The organism is Macrococcus capreoli (genome assembly GCF_025628935.1).
Taxonomy (GTDB): domain Bacteria; phylum Bacillota; class Bacilli; order Staphylococcales; family Staphylococcaceae; genus Macrococcoides; species Macrococcoides capreoli.
On record NZ_JAOTIS010000008.1, the window covers coordinates 1 to 20,880 of the forward strand.

General features: G+C 36.3%; 19 protein-coding genes and 1 pseudogene. 10 read left to right on the forward strand and 10 right to left on the reverse strand.

Translation table 11 applies throughout. The features are described 5' to 3' along the window. The first annotated feature begins 92 nt into the window (after positions 1 to 92). Complete coding sequence (galU, locus tag OCL94_RS07090) at positions 93 to 965, forward strand: UTP--glucose-1-phosphate uridylyltransferase GalU (protein ID WP_262995958.1); 873 nt, start codon at positions 93 to 95, stop codon at positions 963 to 965. Positions 966 to 984: 19 nt separating this feature from the next. Here the strand turns inward: galU and ltaA are convergent, their stop codons facing one another. From ltaA to OCL94_RS07110, 4 genes and pseudogenes are all read right to left on the reverse strand, one after another. Continuing rightward, on the reverse strand, positions 985 to 2,184 hold the full coding sequence (gene ltaA / locus OCL94_RS07095; RefSeq protein WP_262995960.1) for a lipoteichoic acid biosynthesis MFS flippase LtaA: 1,200 nt from the start codon (positions 2,182 to 2,184) through the stop codon (positions 985 to 987). Further along, a complete protein-coding gene (locus OCL94_RS07100) occupies positions 2,162 to 3,331 on the reverse strand; it encodes a diglucosyl diacylglycerol synthase (RefSeq protein WP_262995961.1) in 1,170 nt (389 codons plus the stop codon). Before OCL94_RS07100 ends, ltaA begins: the two co-directional genes overlap by 23 nt. Before the next feature lie 152 nt (positions 3,332 to 3,483). Next, entirely contained in the window at positions 3,484 to 4,671 is a 1,188-nt protein-coding gene (locus OCL94_RS07105; RefSeq protein ID WP_262995963.1) for an ABC transporter permease, read from the reverse strand. After that, positions 4,668 to 5,330, reverse strand: a pseudogene (locus OCL94_RS07110) (ABC transporter ATP-binding protein); the annotation flags it as partial. The gene OCL94_RS07105 and the pseudogene OCL94_RS07110, both read right to left, overlap by 4 nt. Positions 5,331 to 5,512: 182 nt before the next feature. On the opposite strand from OCL94_RS07110, the gene OCL94_RS07115 reads away from it, so the two are divergent. The 6 genes from OCL94_RS07115 (at position 5,513) to OCL94_RS07140 (ending at position 12,670) form a co-directional block, all read left to right on the forward strand. Beyond that, positions 5,513 to 7,000 (forward strand): UDP-N-acetylmuramoyl-L-alanyl-D-glutamate--L-lysine ligase, encoded by a 1,488-nt coding sequence (locus tag OCL94_RS07115; RefSeq protein ID WP_262995967.1) that lies wholly within the window; start codon positions 5,513 to 5,515, stop codon positions 6,998 to 7,000. Beyond that, a complete protein-coding gene (locus OCL94_RS07120; RefSeq protein ID WP_262995969.1) occupies positions 6,990 to 7,229 on the forward strand; it encodes a YueH family protein in 240 nt (79 codons plus the stop codon). The genes OCL94_RS07115 and OCL94_RS07120 overlap by 11 nt, the downstream gene beginning before the upstream one ends. Positions 7,230 to 7,239: 10 nt before the next feature. Continuing rightward, positions 7,240 to 8,802 carry a peptide chain release factor 3 gene (locus OCL94_RS07125; RefSeq protein WP_262995971.1) on the forward strand — a complete coding sequence of 521 codons (1,563 nt, stop codon included), beginning with the start codon at positions 7,240 to 7,242 and terminating at the stop codon, positions 8,800 to 8,802. Between the two features lie 79 nt (positions 8,803 to 8,881). Continuing rightward, positions 8,882 to 9,655, forward strand: coding sequence for a TerC family protein (locus OCL94_RS07130; RefSeq protein WP_262995973.1), 774 nt, complete (start codon positions 8,882 to 8,884; stop codon positions 9,653 to 9,655). A gap of 77 nt (positions 9,656 to 9,732) precedes the next feature. Beyond that, positions 9,733 to 11,301, forward strand: a complete 1,569-nt coding sequence (locus OCL94_RS07135) for a S1C family serine protease (RefSeq protein ID WP_262995975.1) — start codon at positions 9,733 to 9,735, stop codon at positions 11,299 to 11,301. A gap of 25 nt (positions 11,302 to 11,326) precedes the next feature. Continuing rightward, positions 11,327 to 12,670, forward strand: a complete 1,344-nt coding sequence (locus tag OCL94_RS07140) for a TrkH family potassium uptake protein (protein ID WP_262995977.1) — start codon at positions 11,327 to 11,329, stop codon at positions 12,668 to 12,670. Positions 12,671 to 12,946: 276 nt separating this feature from the next. Here OCL94_RS07140 and OCL94_RS07145 read toward each other — a convergent pair whose 3' ends face one another. After that, positions 12,947 to 14,440, reverse strand: a complete 1,494-nt coding sequence (locus OCL94_RS07145; protein WP_262995979.1) for an ATP-binding protein — start codon at positions 14,438 to 14,440, stop codon at positions 12,947 to 12,949. Positions 14,441 to 14,503: 63 nt separating this feature from the next. Between OCL94_RS07145 and OCL94_RS07150 the strand changes: the two genes are divergently transcribed. Next, positions 14,504 to 15,361: a metallophosphoesterase family protein gene (locus tag OCL94_RS07150; protein ID WP_262995981.1), complete on the forward strand. Its 858-nt coding sequence runs from the start codon at positions 14,504 to 14,506 to the stop codon at positions 15,359 to 15,361. A gap of 56 nt (positions 15,362 to 15,417) precedes the next feature. Here the strand turns inward: OCL94_RS07150 and OCL94_RS07155 are convergent, their stop codons facing one another. The 3 genes from OCL94_RS07155 to OCL94_RS07165 form a co-directional block, all read right to left on the reverse strand. Next, positions 15,418 to 16,017 carry a CPBP family glutamic-type intramembrane protease gene (locus OCL94_RS07155; RefSeq protein WP_262995983.1) on the reverse strand — a complete coding sequence of 200 codons (600 nt, stop codon included), beginning with the start codon at positions 16,015 to 16,017 and terminating at the stop codon, positions 15,418 to 15,420. 4 nt (positions 16,018 to 16,021) lie between these two features. Next, complete coding sequence (locus OCL94_RS07160; RefSeq protein WP_262996183.1) at positions 16,022 to 16,204, reverse strand: YkvS family protein; 183 nt, start codon at positions 16,202 to 16,204, stop codon at positions 16,022 to 16,024. Positions 16,205 to 16,303: 99 nt separating this feature from the next. Beyond that, a complete protein-coding gene (locus tag OCL94_RS07165) occupies positions 16,304 to 16,780 on the reverse strand; it encodes a sigma-70 family RNA polymerase sigma factor (RefSeq protein ID WP_262995985.1) in 477 nt (158 codons plus the stop codon). A gap of 213 nt (positions 16,781 to 16,993) precedes the next feature. Here OCL94_RS07165 and OCL94_RS07170 point away from each other — a divergent pair, with 213 nt between their 5' ends. After that, positions 16,994 to 17,491, forward strand: coding sequence for a competence protein ComK (locus tag OCL94_RS07170; RefSeq protein WP_262995987.1), 498 nt, complete (start codon positions 16,994 to 16,996; stop codon positions 17,489 to 17,491). On the opposite strand, the gene OCL94_RS07175 is transcribed toward OCL94_RS07170, so the two are convergent. Then, positions 17,478 to 19,061, reverse strand: a complete 1,584-nt coding sequence (locus OCL94_RS07175) for a M20/M25/M40 family metallo-hydrolase (protein ID WP_262995990.1) — start codon at positions 19,059 to 19,061, stop codon at positions 17,478 to 17,480. The two genes, OCL94_RS07170 and OCL94_RS07175, sit on opposite strands and share 14 nt — an antisense overlap. A gap of 175 nt (positions 19,062 to 19,236) precedes the next feature. Continuing rightward, a complete protein-coding gene (locus OCL94_RS07180) occupies positions 19,237 to 20,226 on the reverse strand; it encodes an acyltransferase family protein (RefSeq protein ID WP_262995992.1) in 990 nt (329 codons plus the stop codon). Positions 20,227 to 20,417: 191 nt separating this feature from the next. On the opposite strand from OCL94_RS07180, the gene OCL94_RS07185 reads away from it, so the two are divergent. After that, entirely contained in the window at positions 20,418 to 20,864 is a 447-nt protein-coding gene (locus tag OCL94_RS07185) for a MarR family winged helix-turn-helix transcriptional regulator (RefSeq protein ID WP_262995994.1), read from the forward strand. Positions 20,865 to 20,880 lie beyond the last annotated feature (16 nt).

The window sequence follows — 20,880 nt, forward strand, 5'->3', positions numbered from 1 at the left end:
TTTCATATTATTTTTTATTCATATTATGTTAAACTTAAATAAATATACATACATAACAGTAAAATGAATTTGAATTAAAGGTGGCTATTCATATGTCAAAAGTTAGAAAAGCAATTATTCCAGCTGCGGGAATCGGGTCGCGCTTTTTACCTGCGACGAAAGCGATGCCGAAAGAAATTCTTCCGATATTAGATAAACCGACCATTCAATATATCGTTGAAGAAGCGGTTGCAGCAGGTATTGAAGATATTATTATTGTTACAGGAAAGCATAAACGTGCGATAGAAGATCACTTCGATGCTCAAATGGAACTCGAGCTTAACTTGAAAGAAAAAGGCAAATTAGACTTACTTGAGAAAGTTCAGCATTCTACGCATTTAGCAAATATCTTTTACGTTCGACAAAAATCACCACAAGGATTAGGGCATGCGATCTGGACAGCGAAACAATTTATTGGCGATGAACCATTTGCTGTCTTACTCGGAGATGATATTGTTGACGGAGAAGTGCCAGCGATCAAACAGTTAATGGATGTATACGATGAGAAACAGAAATCTGTAATCGGCGCTAAAACTGTAGCGTATGAAGATACTGAACGATACGGCATGATTGAATCCAAATCTCAGAATGGACGCCTGTACGAAATCGAAACGTTAGTTGAGAAACCGAAATTAGGAACAACAGATTCACGTTTGGCCATTATGGGTCGCTATGTATTAACACCGGATATTTTTAACTATTTAGAAGAGCAAAATATTGGTGCAGGTGGGGAAATTCAATTGACAGATGCAATTGCACGCGTGAATGAAGATGATGCGGTCTATGCGTATGACTTTGAAGGTGATCGTTACGACGTTGGTGATAAGATTGGATTTGTTAAGACAACGATGGAATATGCGATGCGTTCTGATATGAAAGAACAACTCATTCCGTTTTTAGAATCACTGTTAAACAAATATAAATAACAAAAAAAGAGAGTGCATCTTAATGATGGGCTCTCTTATTCTGTCTATAAACACGGATAAAGTAAATACCGTAAAACAATGCTAAAAAGATAAATAAACTCGCTGATATAAATAGCGTGACATTTGTATTATGAAAGAGTTCAGTAAGTATACCACCGATCACAGGGCCAAGCATCGTGCCGATGCCTTGTAATGAATTAAACACGCCCCACGATTCTTCTTTCAGTTTCGGTTCAACTTGACTGGCCATAAATGCATTCCAGCCTGGCAGCAACAAGCCGTAAAATATCCCGATAACTAACGCAGAAATTAATACTAAATAATAATTAGAAATTTGAGTCATAAAGAAAATCGCGACACCGTAAACGATAAAACCGGTTAATATGACGATATATGAATAGACGTTAGACACGTCATCCATAAACTTTGAAATAAATAACATTGATATAGTACAACCAACGCCACCAGCGATTAATATGTATGTATATTCTAATGTTGTGACATGTAAATTATTAATCGCATAACTCGGTAATATCGGAACAAGCATTCCAATTGCTAAACCTTGAATCAAAATACCGGGAAACAGTAAGAGATGACGCATCATCACTTGTTTAATATGTAATGCCTGTGTCTTCAGTGATTTCTTCTCAAAGAATGAGACTTCAACATGGACAAACAAATAAAGGCACCATGCAATGAATGCAAATACAGGCATTAAGAATGTAAACTTCGTCGGATGCACTTTAAAGATTAAATTCATCATAATCATACCTGTCATCATCCCGACAAGCCACGCGAAATAAACATAACCCATATGCTTGCTGCGCTTCGCGTCATCGATAGAACTTAGCATAATCACCCAGATTGGGCTGACAGCAATCCCTGTTAATATCGCAGCTATAATAAGTGACAATGGATTCTGAAAAAATACCACAAGTGACAAACCGACAATCGCAAGTATAAATCCACTATTTAATACGATCTTCGTCCCGTAACGTTTCAACATGAAGCCGACGCCAAAGTTGGTCAATGCATCACTGATAAAATGAAGCGTAATGGCAAATGATACGATACCGACAGTCACTTTAGAAGCGGTCGTCGGCAATATCGGTAAATAACTCAAAATATACATTCCACGTGCAAATTCCATTAAAAACAAAATCAAAATCATCAACCAGAAATTCTTGCCGGCAAATCTATTTCGCGAAGAGTCGCGCATATAATCTCGCTTTCGAATGAACTTCGTGTTGAATGATTGATTCGTTTAAAATTTCGATGATTGAACGGCAAATGTTTTGTGCAGAATTTGGTAGAAAATCTTGTTTCATATTTTGAGTCAGTCGATTTAATTCTTGTTCATGATTTAATAAATCTAAAATGACGTGTGTTGTTTCATCGTACGTATGCGTAATGCGTGCATAACCTTTATTGCTAAAGTAAACTGCATTTTCGCCTTCCTGACCAGGTGCCGGGTTGAAAAACACAAGTGGAATATGCTTGCATAAACTTTCAGTAATCGTAATACCGCCTGGTTTCGTTAACATTAAATCACATGATGACATCCATTCAGCCATCTGTTTTGTATAACCCATCACAAGTACATTTTTACCTTTAAATCGTTGTTTCAACGTATTCACAAGTTGTTCATTTTTACCGCACACGACTACGAATTGATGGTCGCTTTTATCGACAAGCGCGGCAAGCATTTCATTGAAACCTTCCATCACGCCAAATGCACCAGCAACCATGAGCAATGTCTTTTTGTCAGGATTCAGTCCATGTTCAATTAACCATGAATTGCGGTCGACGTGTTGATTAAATTGATCGTGAATAGGGATTCCTGTTATTTGAATGTTGTCTTTCGGAATACCTAACGTCATTAGTTCGTTTTGTAAGCTTTCTGTTGCAACATAATATTTATCTGAATTGAAAGTAATCCAGTTTTTATGCATTTTGTAATCCGTAATGACCGTACATACCGGTATATGAATGTTGAAATCACGCTTTAATATCGATACGACAGGTGTCGGGAAAGTTAATAATATTAAATCTGGTTTCTCTTTAATAATTAAATTCACCAATCTGTTTAAACCATAATATTTATAGAAACAAGCATCCGTCTTATCCGGTCTTGCATAGTAAAAGTATTTGTATGATTTTCTGAAGTATTTATAGCTATTAATATAATATTTTTTAGCAATACTATTAATTACAGGATGTGCTTCCTGAAACAAATCGTGTTCAATTACTGTAACATTCGGTAAGTGCATTTTATTGAATTGATTGACAAGTGCGTTCGTAACAGAAATATGACCATTGCCAAAAGAACCAGTCAAAATCAATATTTTTTTATTTTTAATCAGCATAAGTACACTCCGATTCATTTAATTTATGTTTAACTGAAGGACAGTATCATTAAGTTTAATTCTATCTTATTATCACATCTTTGTGAAAAGATATCATGATAATTACAATAAAATTACAATATTTTTGAGATATCTTTACAATTGAAGCTTCATTATATATTACGGTAGCGTTTCAGTAAAATGATATTCGCAACCATTAATAATGCGAAAAGGACGAGCAACACAATAATATTCGGCATAATTTCAATGGCTTGTCCTTTAATCATAATGCGATTTAAGTTATCTGCACCATATTTCAACGGCATCGTATAGCTTAAGAGTTGTAACGGGCGATGCATATTCTCTATCGGTATCAAACCACTAAACAGTATTTGAGGTACAATGATAAGTGGAATAAATTGTATCATTTGGAATTCAGATTTTGCAAATGTTGAGATCAATAAACCGAGCCCAAGTGCCACGAACGCAAGCATAATATTGCTCATGATAAACAGTAAAAGACTACCTTCAACATGAATTTTCAACACATATACAGCATATATTACAAGGATAACGGTTTGTATCGTTGCAAATAGTGAGAATCCCAGCATATAACCCAATACAATTTCAGAGCGTTTAATCGGTGTTGACAGTAACTTATATAGTGTACCTGTCGTACGTTCCTTAAGTAAAGTAATACCTGAAATTAAAAACGTGAAAAAGAATACGAAAAATGCAATTAATACAGGATTAATCATGTCAAAATAATTGCTATCCTGATCACCATATATATAGTGGTCTTTAATTGTTTCGTCCTGAGCAGGTTGCTTTATTTTTTCATTTTTATTCATTTCCGGCATATCAATACCGACACGTTTGAGTAACGGGCCAAGTTTTGCAATTTGTTGTTGCATCTTTTCGAGTTGCTGCTGCATCGCTTCAAACTTTTGCTGCATTTCAGTAATGACCACTTGTGATTGTGAGAATTTCGCTTTAATTTTATATGCTTCAATCGCTTGTTTTACTTTCATTTTTTTAGCGGGATCAATATTCTCATAATAAACATCGGTCTTATCTTCTTGCGTAATCAATACGGCGTCTAAATTTTGTGATTCAATCGTTTGTTTAATATGTTCATCCGAACTGATCTTGATTTGTTTAATATTGTGCTGTTCCAGTTGTTCTGATAATGCACTCGGAATATGGTAAATACCGACTTTCACTTTACCATCGTCTACTGTCTGGAAGATATAATGCAGTAACGTCAGCAATAACACAGGTGCTACAAACAATAACATTAATGTGCGTTTATCACGTACGATTTGCGTAATAATACGCTGTGCAATCGTTAAGATATTCATTGCGTTTCACCTACTTTAATAAAGATATCTTCAATTGTATCTACTTCATAATGGGCTTTTAATCGGTCTGGTGCACCGAAACCAATCATAGTATTGTTATACAGTAACAATAACTTATCACATGCTTCAGCTTCTTCCATAATATGTGTTGTAATAATAATCGTTGTCCCTTGTGCGTGTAAATCGTTAAAGGCATGCCAGATTTTACGTTTTAAGATGGGGTCGATACCGACTGTCGGCTCATCAAGTATAATAAGTTCCGGCTGATGTAATAAACTGATGGCTAAAGACAGACGACGCTTCATGCCACCTGAATAGCCCGCGACGCGTTTATTCAAATGGGGTGTTAAATCCGTAATATCAGCGACGCGTTCGATGGCACGAACAAGTTCAGCTTTCTTTAATTGATATATACGCCCGAAAAATTTCAAATGCTCTAATCCGGTTAAATCTTCATATAATGCATCTGATTGTGCCATATACCCGATATGTTGTAATGCATTTAAATCCGGCATAAATTGATTATTGATCGTGACGGTGCCATGATCGGGTTGTAATATGCCAAGCATACATTGGATTAATGTTGTTTTTCCAGAACCGGACGCACCGATTATCCCAACGATTTCGCCTTTATTCACGGAAAAGCTAATGTTTTGAAAGACATGCTGCTGATGGAATGATTTTGTTAGTTGGCTGACGATAATTTCAGACATAGTAACCTCCATTGACGTTTTGATTATGTTCATTATACGCTATTTAATTTGAAAGAACATACTAACTTGTATAGGCGAAAATTTTAAAAAGGTGTATAATAAAGAATTGAACTAAAGGAGGTCTTTTCATGGACACGCAAGCATTGCTGAATGTAATAAAAGCGAAGCAACTTTACGGTAAATTTCCTGAAACAATCAATAATATCGTCGTTGATTCAAGACAAGCGACTGAAGATGCAGTCTTCGTTGCAAGTCATGGTTATACAGTAGATAGTCATCAATTTATTCCGAATGTAATTGCACAAGGGTGTAGAATGGTCGTCGTTGATCATTACATGGCTGAATTACCTGGACATGTTGGACAAGTCGTCGTGCGCGATACTATTAAAGTCGCTAATATATTTGCCCAGTTTCTGATGGACTTTCCAAGTCAGCATCTGACAACTTATGGCGTAACCGGGACGAATGGTAAGACAAGTGTTGCAACGATGATTCATCATCTGCATCGTGCATTACACATTAATTCGGCCTATCTCGGGACGAATGGATTTCAATATAATGAAGATGTGGCGAAAGGATCCAATTCAACGCCAGAAACGATTACATTAAACAATCATATAAATGACGCACTCAATCAAGGTGCACAAGCGATGTCCATGGAGATGAGTAGTCACGGTCTCGCGTTAGGCAGAACGAATGGTGTGGACATTGATGCTGCAATATTCACTAATTTAACGCAAGATCATTTAGACTTTCATGGCACGATGGAGCGTTATGGCTTCCATAAAACATTACTGTTCGCGCAGCTCGGTAATGATTATTCGAAACCGAAGTTTGCAATCGTGAATGGTGATGATCCGTATGCTTCAGAACTTTCGATTGCAACACCACGTGAAGTCATCACGTATGGCATTGAACATGAATGTGATGTCCGTGCAACGAATATAGTTGAAACGATTCATGGCATCCAGTTTGATATGATAACACCGGATGGAACAGTAACAATTAAATGTCCGTATATCGGACGATTCAATGTGTATAACATGCTTGCTGCACTCACTGCCATGTGGACGCAAGAACATGCAATTGAAGCTTTAGCACAAGCAACTGAACATTTAAATCCAGTTGAAGGTCGATTAGAAGTGCTGGATCGCACGTTACCGATTGATTTAATTATTGATTACGCGCATACACCAGACGGCATGAATAAACTGATTGATGCGGTAGAACCATTTAAACGTGGTAAGCTTATATTCTTAGTGGGTATGGCTGGCGAACGTGATTTAACAAAGACACCTGAAATGGGTGCCATTGCATGCCGTGCTGATTATGTTATCTTTACACCTGATAATCCGGCAAATGATGATCCAAAGAAATTAACGGATGCGTTAGAATCAGGTGCAACACATGACCGCTTTGTATCTTTTCTTGATCGTGCAGAAGGGATTCGTCATGCAATCGCAATGAGCGAACCGGGTGACATGGTCGTGCTTGCATCTAAAGGACGTGAGCCGTATCAAATTATGCCAGGATACGTAAAAGTGCCGCATCGCGATGATTTAATCGGGCTTGAAGCAGCCTACGCTAAATACGGGAGAGATCATAATGAAGATTAGAAACAATAACGGAGAGACATTGCAATGTAAAGTGTATATTCATGAGAATAAAAAAGAAGAAACAATATTAGTGAGCGTGCCGGATATCTTCTTCTCAATTCAGTTTGGTTACGATATATACGGTGACGCTTTAGTGGATCATTTATACCACCATTTATTTAATATATTAGACGAAAAAGAAGCGAATCAACTGGCATTATCAATTGCACAGTGGACGAGCGAAGTATAAGGAGTACAATATGACATTAAAACAAGAAGTAGAAATAAGAAAGACGTTTGCGATTATTTCTCACCCGGATGCCGGTAAGACGACGTTAACAGAGAAATTATTGTTATTCGGTGGCGCGATACGTGAAGCGGGGACAGTAAAAGGGAAGAAGACAGGGAAGTTTGCTACGAGTGACTGGATGGACGTTGAGAAAGAGCGTGGGATTTCTGTTACAAGCTCTGTCATGCAGTTCGACTATGATAACTTTAAAATTAATATATTAGATACACCAGGGCACGAAGATTTCTCTGAAGATACGTATCGTACATTAATGGCGGTCGATAGTGCGGTCATGGTCATTGACTGTGCGAAAGGTATTGAGCCGCAAACATTAAAGTTATTTAAAGTATGTAAAATGCGTGGTATTCCGATCTTCACATTTATTAATAAACTTGACCGTGTCGGTAAAGAGCCGTTTGAATTATTAGAAGAAATCGAGAAAACATTAGAAATTGAAACATATCCAATGAACTGGCCAATCGGAATGGGGCCATCGTTCTTCGGTATTATCGATCGTAAAGAAAGAACGATTGAACCGTTCCGTGACGAAGAGAATGTACTGCATTTAAATGAAGATTACGAACTGACAGAAGAACATCCGATAACAAATGATTCTGCATTTGAGCAGGCTGTAGAAGAATTAATGTTAGTGGACGGTGCAGGAGAAGACTTTGATAATGATAAATTATTATCAGGTGACTTAACACCGGTATTCTTCGGATCAGCACTTGCGAACTTTGGTGTACAGAACTTCTTAAATGCATACGTTGATCACGCGCCAATGCCGAGTGGCCGAAATACTGAAGAAGGTGAAGTCGTTTCACCATTTGATGAAAGTTTCTCAGGCTTTATCTTTAAGATTCAAGCGAATATGAATCCTCAGCATCGTGATAGAATTGCATTTATGCGTGTCGTCAGTGGGGCATTCGAGCGTGGTATGGATGTGAGGCTTACAAGAACAGATAAGAAGATGAAGATTTCACGTTCAACGTCATTTATGGCAGATGATACGAAGACTGTTAACCATGCAGTAAGTGGCGATATTATCGGATTATATGACTCAGGGAATTTCCAGATTGGAGATACGTTAGTTGGTGGCAATCAGAAGTTTAAATTTGAGAAATTACCACAGTTTACACCGGAGATCTTTATGAAAGTAAGTCCAAAGAACGTCTTAAAGCAGAAGCATTTCCATAAAGGGATTGAGCAGCTTGTACAGGAAGGTGCGATTCAGCTATATCGTACATTGCATACAAATCAAATCATTCTAGGTGCAGTTGGTCAATTACAGTTCGAAGTATTTGAACACCGTATGAATAATGAATATAACGTTGATGTTGTGATGGAACCTGTCGGTCGCAAAATTGCGCGCTGGATTGAAAACGAAGAAGATATTAAAGATAGTATGAACGGTAGTCGTTCTATATTAGTAGATGACAGATTTGGTAATAAAGTATTCTTATTTGAGAATGAATTTGCAACGCGCTGGTTCTTAGATAAGTTCCCGGAAATTAAATTGTTTAGCTTATTGTAAGCAAATTATTCATTTTTTTGACAATCATCGCTTATAATACAAACATCAAAGATTAAATTAAGAAATACGGAGTGAGTCTATGGATATGTCGATATTAATAACCTATGCGTGGGTTGTTATTGTACTAGTTGTGCTGGAAGGTTTACTTGCAGCAGATAACGCGATTGTTATGGCTGTAATGGTGAAACATTTACCGGAGGATCAACGAAAGAAGGCTTTATTTTACGGCTTAATTGGAGCATTTATCTTTAGATTTGCGTCATTATTTGTAATTGCTTACTTAGCGAAGTTCTGGCAAATTCAGGCGTTAGGTGCTGCTTATTTGCTCTTTATGTCGATTAAGAATTTGTACGATTACTATAAGACCGGGGACGCAACGAGTGAAGCGGAAGAAGCGGAACTTGAGAAGTATAGTAAGAAAGGTAGCGGCTTCTGGATGACCGTTGCGAAAGTTGAATTTGCAGATATCGCTTTTGCGATTGACTCTATGCTTGCGGCAATTGCGATTGCGATTACGTTACCTGAAGTTGGACCACAGTTTGGTGGTATGAATTTAGGGCAATTCCTAGTAATGTTTACAGGTGGGATGCTTGGCGTAATTATTATGCGATTTGCAGCAACTTGGTTTGTAAAACTGTTACATGATAACCCGACACTGGAAGCTGCAGCGTTCGGTATCGTTGGCTGGGTTGGCGTGAAATTAGTCGTCATGGTATTAGCACATGAATCGATTCAAATATTACCGCATGACTTTCCACACGGTTTACCATGGCAGTTAACATTCTGGGGTGTATTACTGTTAATACTTGCTATTGGTTGGTTTGGCGGTAAGAAAAAGCAAACGAACAATTAAAAAATAGCGTTATATCGTATAAAACTTAGTGTATCTATATTATAATAGATACACTAAGTTTTTTTATGGAGGAAATCATGCATCTTAAACACAAAATTGTTATTAAAAAGAGAAATTACAATCGTCCGAAAAGATTATTTTACCACGATCAAAAAGTGCGTCACGTCTTTCCATATTTACATAAAAAAGATGATGTAATTCATGTCATTGCCCCGGAAGAAGCAGAAGTAAACACAATTCAGCAACCCGAACAACAATCCAGTCAACAATTTAATCAACAACCAGCAAAACAACAAAATGATGTTGAAACAGCCAAAACGGAACATGATCAAATCAACGCAGTTACTGAAACCTCACAACACACTGAACCCGACATTGAACAAGACATTAAACAAAGAGTTGATCAACCCGTTGAACAAGCTATACATACTACAGAATCAGCACACGATCATTACGATGCACAGCGTACGCAACAGGAGGAATTTAATGAAACAGCCTTCATTAAGCCGACAAAAGATTCAACGCATCAAACCGATAGATTACGTCACCGTAATCAATTTTCATGGCTCGCTCACTTACCTAAAATATTAATGGGTATGCTCGTCGGTATTCTGTTAGGGATTCTGTTAATGAGTTTATTTAACGGTAAACAGCAGAAACAACAAGCAGACAAAGTTACACAGACGGTAGAACAATCGGTTAAACAAAATATGAAAAATATTGTCAGCGTGACCAACTTGCAAAAGACAGAAGGAAATACGATTGATACCGCACAAGCAGCGAAGTCTCCGGAAGAGGTCGGCATCGGTACAGGTGTTATATATAAACTGGATGGTAGTAAAGCATATATATTAACGAATTATCATGTTGTTGGTAAAGCACCAGACATTGAAGTGTCATTCGGCGATGAGAAAGTAAAAGCGAAGATGCTTGGTTATGATGTATGGACGGATTTAGCTATTTTAACCATTCCGAAAGGCAAGTTAAATTCGGTTATTACAATGGCAGATAGCAGCAAATTACAACCGGGTCAACCTGTAATTGCAATGGGCAGCCCATTAGGTAAAATGTTTGCAGGGAGTGTGTCATCTGGTATTATTTCTGGATTATCGCGTAATGTACCGGTAGATATCGATGGTGACCAGGTTTACGACTGGGAAATGCATGTATTACAAACAGATGCTGCAATTAACCCTGGTAATTCAGGCGGTCCATTATTAAATCAGCAAGGACAAATGGTCGGTCTCAATTCACTCAAGATATCGATGAATGGCGTCGAAGGTATCGCATTTAGTATTCCGACGAATGATGTGAAAAGCGTATTAAATGAACTTGAGCAAAAGGGCAGCATTAAACGTCCGAAGATTGGCGTTATGGTAGAGAATATTGGTAAACTGACAAATCCAAATGATCCGAATTCACCAACCGATCAGCAAGGCGTTCAAATTACGCAAATGGAACCAAATGGTACGGCACAAAAGAGTGGCTTACAAGTCGGTGACGTTATTAAGAAGATTGATAACAAAAATGTAGAATCAAAAATACATTTCAGAAAAATATTATTCTTTGACAAAAAAGTGGGCGATACCATAATTATGACGATCGTTCGTAATGGTTCAGAAAAGCAAATAGAAGTAAAATTATAAAAAAGCATGAGAAAGAAGTGATGATATGTTAAAGTTATTTCAAAAATTGACGCCACAACAAGGTATCGTATTATATTACCTTGTTGCGATATTCATTTCTTTTTTATTGCTACGTTTACCGTATGTGCATAAACCAAACGTTGAAATTAGCTATATTGATTCACTCTTTGTCGCTGTTTCAGGCGTGAGTGTGACGGGGTTATCACCTGTATCGATTGCAGATACGTATTCGACATTTGGGCAGTGTGTTATATTGCTCATTCTCAATTTAGGCGGTATTGGTGTAATGGCGATGGGGACGTTGTTATGGATTATCATCGGCAAGAAGATTGGAATGCGTGAGCGCCAGTTAATTATGGTTGACCACAACCAGAACAAAATGTCTGGTGTCGTCACAATGATTCTTGAAATCGTTAAAGCGATGTTGTTTATTGAAATATGCGGCGCGCTGTTACTTGCATTCTATTTCTATAAAGATATGGGTTCTGTGAAAGAGGCCTTGTTCCACGGGATGTTCGCTTCAGTATCGGCGACGACGAATGGTGGTTTAGATATTACAGGGGACTCTTTAAATAGCTTTGCAGATGACTATTTTGTCCAGACGATTACGATGTGTTTAATCGTGTTAGGTGCGATTGGCTTCCCGGTCATTATTGAAATCAAGACGTATTTAACAAATAAGATTCCGAATTTCAGATTCAGCTTATTTGCGAAACTGACGATGAGTACGTATTTTATATTATTTATCGTCGGGACAGTAGTGATTTATTTATTCGAAATGCATCATGCATTCAAAGATATATCGTGGCATAAAGGATTGTTTTATGCGTTGTTTCAATCAGCATCAACGAGAAGTGCTGGACTGACGACGATTGATTTAAATCAACTGACAGAAGCATCACGCTTCTTTATGGGCGGACTCATGTTTATCGGTTCGAGCCCAAGTTCTGTTGGTGGTGGGATTAGAACGACGACAGTTGCGATATTAGTGCTTTTCTTAATGAACTATAGTAATGGACGAACGACGATTAAAGTGTTTAATAAAGAAATTGATCCGATTGATATTCAGCGTACCTTTGCCGTGATGGTGCTCGCAACTATTATATGCTTTGCAGGATTGTTGTTTATCTTGTTTTTTGAAGATAATCGCTTTGATTTACTGGCGATATTCTTTGAAGTGATGAGCGCCTTTGGGACGTGTGGGTTATCGTTAGGCATAACTGCAGATTTAAGTGCAGGCAGTAAGGTGGTTATTATGATATTAATGTTTATTGGCCGTGTCGGATTAATCTCGTTTATTGTCATGCTTGGCGGTAAAGCTGAACCAGATAAATATCGATATCCGAAAGAGAGAATTATGATAGGGTAACATGGAGAGGCTGTTTTCAATGCGCCCAGGGCTGAACAAATTGGAACCCACACCAAGAAATCGCACTTTGATTTCGATGGTGTGGGTGAAATTTGACGAGGCCCTGCATTGAAAACGCCGTTTGAGAGGTAGGTTTATACTTCTTATGATTAATAGTCTAAACGGCCATCACTTGCAGCCCTTTCGACTAAAATAAAACTCAACCTAAATCAAAGAGTGATTTACGGTTGAGTTTCTTTTTTTGCTTAGGGCTAAACGCGAGTTCAACAGCCTCTCTCATTTATCATATTCCGATGGTATCGATATCAACGGTAGTTTAATAATAAATGTCGAACCAACACCGACTTTACTAATCACTTTAATTTCACCATTATTTGCTTCGATAATACTTTTAGAAACAGGTAAGCCTAGCCCTGTGCCTGTTTGTTTCGTCGTAAAGAATGGGTCAAATAACTGGTTGAGTATTTCTTTCGACATCCCACAACCATTATCACGTATCGTTAATATCGCCTGCGTCTGCGTATGGTCAACTTTAATTTCTATAATACCTTGTTTCTGCGCGTCAATCGCCTCTTTAGCATTCTGCACTAAATTAATAATAATTTGTTTAAACTGATCGATTGCAACGTACACAAGTGTTTGATGATCCGTATAGCTCTTCACTGTACGTATATTATGCATCGTCAAATCATAATCCATAAAAGCAATCGTTTCACGTACTATTTCACGCAAATCAACGACTTCTACATCTAGTTTCGTTGGTTTACCGAGCAGCAGAAACTGCCCGACGATTAAATTGATGCGTTCCAGTTCTGTCTTTATGATGCTGAAGTAATGATTTTTTCGTTCTTTATCATATTGCAATTCTAATAATTCAACAAATCCAATAATCGACGTCAACGGGTTTTTAATTTCATGTGCTGTATTCGCAGCCATCTGTCCAATTAATTCTTTCTTCTGCGCATTAATATCAGCAAGTAACATTTCATTTTCAAGCTGCGTCTTATGGCTGCGATAGAAGAGCTGCAGTGTTGCAATCAATAATGACGTCACTAAACCGGATAATAACGCTTTTTGTAATACTTGAAAGTATACATTTTTATTCGTATTAATTGTTAAGTTCCAATCTACTTTTAAGAACTTCTGTGTTTCCTTAATACTCGACTTTACAGGATGATTCGACTGAAAAATAATATGTTTATCGAAATCAGTAATCGTCACGGTTTTATCTTTTTGTAGTGAGTCAATCACCGTCCCGATTGTATTAATATCAACTTCAGCGACAATAAGCCTGCGCCTATGATTAATCGTTATCGGTTTCGATAAATATATAATATTTTTATTCATCATATTTTTACTAACATGACTGATGGCTACATTATTCCACGTCCTATTGTCATGGTGATTAAAGAATTCTGCTGATGCGATTGTTTTGCCAATCATCGCTTCAGAATTAGAATTGAGCACCTTTGCCTGATGATCTAATACGTAATAATTAATAATACGCGGGTCCCGATTTTTCATCATTTGTATTTTATTATTAATTTTGTCAATGGATTGTTCATATGTTACCGTCGTCGCAATATTTTCAATTGCAGCAATCGTTTCACTAAAGAAAGCATCGACTTGTTCGGTATGGATGCGAATCGACGAGCGGATATCATCGCGTATATGGTTTGCTTCATTACGTGCGAATAACCACCATAATAAACTTGTAATGAGTACGGTAATAATAATATTAATGAATATTTGTTGTTTTAAATTTGTCATTTTATTCTCCGGTTATCAAGTGTAATATCAACTCATGCTATAATAAATTTAAGAGGTGAGTCGATGAAAAAAGGATTAATGAATATACATATTATAACAACAAATAACATTAAAGGTGAAATGTTTCAGAAAAATGACATCAATCTTTACAAAGTCGCAACATATATCAAACTTGCACGCCAGAGCGGTCATGTCATATTACTCAATAACGGGCAATTTCTTACCGGTTCAGCCATCAGTGCATATTATGCTGCGTTAAAAGAATATAAACGCATTCCGCTCATTACGATGATGAACATGTTAAAGTATGATGCAACAAATATTAGTGCACATGATTTTAGTCTCGGGGTACCGTACTTTAGTCGCGCCCATGCAATGAGTGAATTTCCGTTTCTATCATGTAATATTTTAAACCGTTCGACGAAAGAGCCTTATTTTAATACGCCATATATCATTCAGGAATATAAAGGAATAAAAATTGGTGTCATTGCATTATCAGAAGCCGGTATCGTCAATGATGGCGATTTATTAACAGCGCCGACATTACAAAGTATTAAGTCGTGGGTGCGTTATATGTATGATAAAGAAAGTCCGGATTTCGTCATTGCACTACATAACGGTGAAATGCAGTCGTTATGCGAAAGTGATATGACGTTATGTACGGAAGGCATCCATATGATGTTATCGACATGTTCTGAGTGTCATGATGTTGCGCATGATTTAACTGAAATGGTGTATTTGCCTGATGAACCATCTGTATTACATATTCAGTTAACCTTTAAAGAACGCACGAATTCATTTGAACTGAAAGGGAGTAAAGTTGAATTTGTAGATACGTCGCGCTATCAGGAAGATGTGTTATTACAAGAAGCGCTGTATTATGAAGAGAAAGCTTTCAAACGTAATATTCAGCCATCATAATATAATAAAAACACGCCTACAGAAATGTTGGCGTGTTTCATGAATCATTAATTATTTTAATTTTGGTAAATCAATATTAATAAGATGATTGCAACGATCTGTCCAGTCATCGGTGTAATCAGTCGTTTCGTATGCTGATAGCTCATTGCAAGTATGACTTGCGTCATGAAGATAAAGATTAAAATGTTGATATTCACTGCGTATACGAATAAACTTGTTGCACAAAGACTAACGACCAGTGCAGTTACTAAAGGCTTGAAGCGTGTATCAAGCTCATTTTGTAATAATATACGCATCATTAATTCCTGTAACGGAATTGAAATGACAAGCGTAATCATCAGTTGCCATTTTACATATACGCCAAGTGATACAAGTGTCTTTAATATATGGAAATATCGAATATCAGGTAATATAAACGAAAGCAACGTGTGCAACATCACGATTACGAAGCTTGCTAATATGCCGGTAATCAACGAATCAAGTAAACGCTTTGACTCAATATTGCGCTCATAATAAATATATCCGATCGATGCGAGCAACATTAACCCCGTATATAAATGCCAGAACACTTGATGTTCCTGGCGCATAATGAATAAAATGCAGTGATACAGTATAAACCAAAGTAAAAAACCAGCAATCGGCTTTTTGAGTGTCATCGGTTTACGCCTCTACAACGATTGTATAACGTTTATGATTGATAACGGTCTTCTCAGGAATTTCTAACTTTTCGAAGTTCTCCATAATTGTACAATCGACAATGACAGAATTTTCATTGACTTTTTCAACGATACCTTGTTTACCTTCGTGAAATTCGATAATATCTCCAACTTTTGCTGCCATGATTATTCCTCCTCGTAAAAACATGCTAATAGCTATTATACTAAATTTGACACTTGTTGAATACAATTAATTCACGAATTTTCAATACAAATTTTCAGAACGTTATTCAGCATGATAATAGTGTCTGATTTTTTGCTGAGCGCTCACTTTGTATTGCTTCACTGCAGATACACTGACATTTAGTTGTGCTGCAATGTCTTTCATTTTGTAACCTTGTATTGCATATATTAACCAGGCATATTCTTTCGGTTGAAGAAGATGCTTTAATTCATGTAGGATGAGCGCATCATAATCATCGTTACAACTACCGTCATTATTTAGCAGTACATCATCTGTTACGACGAAACGTTGTGTCCGTTTACTTAACTTCCTTATTTCATCAATAAAATAGAAGTTTAGTTTCGTATACATGAATTGCGATTTGTTCGGTGTTTTAACGGCATCATATTGCTGATCCAGTTCCCATAATTTGATCAACGCGAGCTGGTAATATTCATCGCTTTCATACGTCAGTTTATATTTATGAATGAAGTGATAAATCATTTTATCGTAATCTGCTTTCAATTGTTCAAACATCATTTAACCTGCCCGAATATCGCGATATTCATTTATTTCCGGATAACTTTACGATAAAGGATTGTTATGTTAAATGAAAATTAACATTTTGAATAAAAATGTTTTGTTTATTAAATAAATGTTGTTTTATTGTTTAAAAATAATTAAAAATCACTGTTTTTCACATGTTTTACTTATAATATGGGTAAGAAAAAAATTTGATAAGAGGTGAGGCATATGTTATCGCTGGCACTTGAAACGACCGATATGTGTATTTATCAGTCTCCTGAAGCAGGAGGGAAGACGAAGATTTATAACTTGAATGGTCAAGTGACAATTGTGGAAAGAAGAGTGGAGAAACTGTTAGATGATACGCTCATTTATTTCGGCAGTAATTTAAAGACACGCAGATTATCCGCAAAAGTATTAACACAGCAGGCGCATCATTTACCTATCATTATTGAACCGACGTTACATTGGATGTATTATCCGGTGCACCAGTCAAAAGCGCATTTTCAAATGTATGTACAGCATAGTATGATTTATCATTTTGAAGGGAATAAAGATCACACGACGCTTTACTTTATTAATAATATGCAGGTAGATGTTCCGCAAAGCATTGCCTTTATTCAGAAACAACATCTGAAAGCACTGTATTTAGCGGATATGCAATCGAAAATAATAAAGCGGCAATTGCATATAAGCAATCACCGCATGCCGCTTAATCTTCAATAAAGAATTTATGAAATATTTTATTTAATACATAAGGCACTTCTTCAGATACGCTCTTAATATCAATGCGCTCTGTTAATTGATGCGCATCTTTTCCGAAAGCACCGATATTGATGACAGGTGCTTTTAATCGTTTCATCGCCTGGAATGGAATATCGTAATGTTTGCCAAATCCAGGTGTATTTTTCGTATAAACGTTAACATCATGATCGTCATGCGAATAATTGACATAACTTAAATCTGAAATACCATTGAAATAATAGATTTTCTTCGTTTCACGATTAAATTGTTTTTTCATTTGCTTAATCGTGTACTTTGAAATCGATTTAATGAGTTTCTCCTGACCGCTATTAACGGATGGATAATACGGTGCACTTAAATAAGTCACCACTGTATAGTCATTGCTGTTATCCATTAATAATAATGCTTTAATAACAGCCTGTGCATAGAGTCGGTCATCCTGAATCGTTATGGCATTCATAATATGATCAATTACGTCCTGTCCATGTTTCTCAGTCATACGCTCGAGTAAGTCATTGTACGTCATGACTTGTATATCAGGTAAAGTATCAAAGACAGTTTGTAAATCGCGCTTACAATGATGAATTGCATCTTCAACGATGGCATGAAATTGTTTGAAGATATGAGCAGCACTTTGTTCGAATAAGAATACATTGTAATAACTTGCTGCCATAAAGGGTGTCTGTACGTTATAATCTTCCTTTAAATCTTTCATATAAAGACTTACCGGAAGCGGTGTGACTTCATCTTTGTATTTTTCTGTTAACGTCTTATTATATTCAACTTGTGCATTAATTCGACTGATTAAATAGTTTGCGCTAATACCTTTTAACGGTTCACCCACATGCGTTTCTTTTCCGTATACGAAGACAGAAGGCATCGCTTTACCGATAGTTCCATTATAAATATAGTAATGATTATCATGCGGATGCTGACTAAACGCTGGTTCTCCGTTCATAATAAGCAATAATTTTAAGTTTTCCTGTTCAATAAAGTCTGCTAATTGTACGACAGCAGAACGCATACCCGATGAATTCACTTCTTCATCTGGCACAGTCAGCAGTATAATATTGATGGGCCATGCCTCATGAATCGCTTTCTCTAATATACTTAAATGCATCATTAAACCTGATTTCATATCCATCACACCACGACCGAATAAATAACGGCCTGATTCAATGTCAGCCTGATGATTTGCATCAAATTCAGTTATATGTTGTTGATATGCATGACTGAGCGTATCACAATCGAAAGCTATGTCTTCAAATGGTCCGAAGTCGTTCGTATCAACCGTATCAAAGTGGCTCATTAATATAATGGTATCATCCGTAACATGAGAACGATACATTGCTGCAACGGCATTTTTATGATCATGTGTCTCCATTAATTGTATATGTGATTCATGTGCTTTGAAATAATCTAACTGATTCAGTGTCTGTTTAATATAAAAAGGGAAATCTACTTCACCTTGCGTATTTGTAATACTATTATGCTGTACTAAATCTTTTAATAGCGCTAAACGATCTTCTGGTGTTTGCCAAAGTAAACGCATTTGTAATCTCCTCATCATCATATTTTCAAAAAGCAATATGTATTTATATTTGTCTCAGACATATGATGCTCTCCAATTACAATTATACAATCTTCTTAAAAAATAAAAAATAATAAATAAATGTTATTCAAATTAAATTTACAAAATTAATTTGAATAACATGAATGTAATGCGTTTAACTTGGCTTTTTAAGTTCCACGACTGGTGCTGCAATCTTTTTCGTCGCATTCATACTCAAGGTGTAAACGAGGAAGATCGTAACGAGCACACTAAAGATTATTATCGATGCAACACCATCTTTAAAATAGTCATCCCAATGATTGACTCGGAATAAACCGATAAATAAGCCATGTAGTAAATAAATAAACATTGTGCGTGAACCAATATAAGTGAGTGGCAGTTTACGATTCGGAACGATATTTAAGAAACTGATCGTACTGATAAGAATAATACAGTATATGAAGGCACGTTTCGCACCGCTATAAATATCGGCTTGTTTATGTTCTAAAGTTTCATATGGCTTACTCCCGAACAGCCATTCGAAATTAAAGTTTGTAACCATGTAAAAGGCAAAGACAAGTGCTAACATGAGTACCGAAATCGGTACAAACTTTTTGTTACGAATATATTTAAACTGCTCAGGTTGTGCGTAGAACCCGATTAAAAATAATGGGAAGAATACAAACGTGCGCGATAAGCTGAGCAAATTATTAATAAAGGGGAAATAGCCGACTGCTATCCCGACGATAAATGCGCTAGTTATCATGAGCCACGGACGAACGTCTTTAATGATAAATAACATGAGTTGCCACGTAAACAAACTCAGCAGGAACCACATCGCCCATTGCGGATCAAATGGATTTAAATCCAGCGTACTCACATCATCAATATAGTAATAATAAAATGCATAAAAACTCTGGAAAATGATATAAGGTAACAATAATTTCTTTGTAACTTTCATTAAATAACCAGATTTGTGAATACCTTTCGCAAAATAACCTGAAATTAATACGAAAGCAGGCATGTGGAAACTATAGATAAACATGTAGAGTGCCTGTAAGAAATGGTTGTCATGAATGTAAGAGCGTAATAAATGGCCAAAGACGACAAGGACGATTAATAAAAATCTTGCATTATCAAAATAGTGGACACGTGCTTTACTCATTAAAAATTACTCCTTAAACAGAATTTGAATTTATATTTTTTATTCAGATTAATTGCAAAATAAAAAAACACAAAAAATAGTATATAAACAATTATATAGTTTGCAATTTGTTATCAAATCATTATATATTGTTGCCAAACAAAATTTTTGGGCTTATAATTTATGTAATAACAATGTTGGGAGACAAGACTATGGACAAAACGCGACTAAAAAGATTTGGACAGTTAATATATTATTTAGATTCTAAAATCGATGAAATAGCATCCGCTGAGTTGTCTGATGTCATGTTAACACGTGAACAGTTATATATGCTGGAACTAATCATTATTGAAGAAAATATGACACAAAAGAAACTGATTTACAAGCTCAATAAGGAACAGACAGCGGTATCTCGTGCGATAAAGAAATTAGTCGATAATGGATATATTACGAAAGAGCAAAGTATTTATGACTTACGAACGACAGTGCTTATTCCGACTGATAAAGGAAATAGTCTATTGGAACGTTCGGAAAAAATAAAAACAAAAATTGCTCAAAATTTCTTACGTGAATTATCTGATAAAGAATCAAAAGATTTGATTCTACTACTTGAAAAGATACATCAGTCATTATCAATTAGAGAACCATTTCGATTTTAAAGATATTCGATTTTAG

Coding starts and splice junctions, on each gene's coding strand:
- OCL94_RS07115 (WP_262995967.1), top strand. CDS start 5,513: ATGGACACGCAAGCATTGCTGAATGTAATAAAAGCGAAGCAACTTTAC.
- OCL94_RS07150 (WP_262995981.1), top strand. CDS start 14,504: ATGAAAAAAGGATTAATGAATATACATATTATAACAACAAATAACATT.
- OCL94_RS07175 (WP_262995990.1), bottom strand. CDS start 19,061: ATGCGTTTACTTTGGCAAACACCAGAAGATCGTTTAGCGCTATTAAAA.
- OCL94_RS07155 (WP_262995983.1), bottom strand. CDS start 16,017: ATGACACTCAAAAAGCCGATTGCTGGTTTTTTACTTTGGTTTATACTG.
- OCL94_RS07135 (WP_262995975.1), top strand. CDS start 9,733: ATGCATCTTAAACACAAAATTGTTATTAAAAAGAGAAATTACAATCGT.
- OCL94_RS07125 (WP_262995971.1), top strand. CDS start 7,240: ATGACATTAAAACAAGAAGTAGAAATAAGAAAGACGTTTGCGATTATT.
- OCL94_RS07145 (WP_262995979.1), bottom strand. CDS start 14,440: ATGACAAATTTAAAACAACAAATATTCATTAATATTATTATTACCGTA.
- OCL94_RS07130 (WP_262995973.1), top strand. CDS start 8,882: ATGGATATGTCGATATTAATAACCTATGCGTGGGTTGTTATTGTACTA.
- OCL94_RS07165 (WP_262995985.1), bottom strand. CDS start 16,780: ATGATGTTTGAACAATTGAAAGCAGATTACGATAAAATGATTTATCAC.
- OCL94_RS07180 (WP_262995992.1), bottom strand. CDS start 20,226: ATGAGTAAAGCACGTGTCCACTATTTTGATAATGCAAGATTTTTATTA.
- OCL94_RS07140 (WP_262995977.1), top strand. CDS start 11,327: ATGTTAAAGTTATTTCAAAAATTGACGCCACAACAAGGTATCGTATTA.
- galU (WP_262995958.1), top strand. CDS start 93: ATGTCAAAAGTTAGAAAAGCAATTATTCCAGCTGCGGGAATCGGGTCG.
- ltaA (WP_262995960.1), bottom strand. CDS start 2,184: ATGCGCGACTCTTCGCGAAATAGATTTGCCGGCAAGAATTTCTGGTTG.
- OCL94_RS07170 (WP_262995987.1), top strand. CDS start 16,994: ATGTTATCGCTGGCACTTGAAACGACCGATATGTGTATTTATCAGTCT.
- OCL94_RS07185 (WP_262995994.1), top strand. CDS start 20,418: ATGGACAAAACGCGACTAAAAAGATTTGGACAGTTAATATATTATTTA.
- OCL94_RS07105 (WP_262995963.1), bottom strand. CDS start 4,671: ATGAATATCTTAACGATTGCACAGCGTATTATTACGCAAATCGTACGT.
- OCL94_RS07100 (WP_262995961.1), bottom strand. CDS start 3,331: ATGCTGATTAAAAATAAAAAAATATTGATTTTGACTGGTTCTTTTGGC.
- OCL94_RS07120 (WP_262995969.1), top strand. CDS start 6,990: ATGAAGATTAGAAACAATAACGGAGAGACATTGCAATGTAAAGTGTAT.